The organism is Gemella sp. GH3 (assembly GCF_013415425.1).
Classification (GTDB): domain Bacteria; phylum Bacillota; class Bacilli; order Staphylococcales; family Gemellaceae; genus Gemelliphila.
In genome coordinates this window covers 1-419 of sequence record NZ_JACBYC010000131.1, presented here as the reverse complement: position 1 = coordinate 419, position 419 = coordinate 1, and the positions used below count along the sequence as shown (strand labels likewise).

General features: G+C 35.8%; 1 protein-coding gene. It reads right to left on the bottom strand.

Annotated features, from left to right (window positions below):
- Nucleotides 1-419: thiamine pyrophosphate-dependent enzyme (locus HZY83_RS05535; protein ID WP_255460160.1), on the bottom strand; the 419-nt coding region annotated here is incomplete at both ends.

The window sequence follows — 419 nt, the reverse complement described above, 5'->3', positions numbered from 1 at the left end:
TCATAAACGTGTGCATATGCTTCTTCGATTGAAGGATATGGAGCCTCTTCAGCGGCCTTCGTCGCTTTATTAATTAATTCTTTGTGTTCTTGTTCTAAATCAGAAAGCCATTGTTCATCTATAATCTCATTTTCAAGTAAGAAGGATTTAAATTTAATATTACAGTCTCCTTCTTTAAGACTATCACGTTCTTCTTGAGTACGATATTTATCATCGTCATCTGAAGAATGTGGTGTCATTCGAGAAGTAACAGCTTCTATTAAAGTAGCGCCTTCTCCATTTAAAGCACGATTTCGTGCTTCTTTCATAGCTTTATAAACAGCAATAGGATCATTTCCATCTACTTGTTCACCATACATACCATAACCTAAAGCACGATCAGAGAGTTTTTCAGCAGCGTATTGTAATGAATCTGGTAC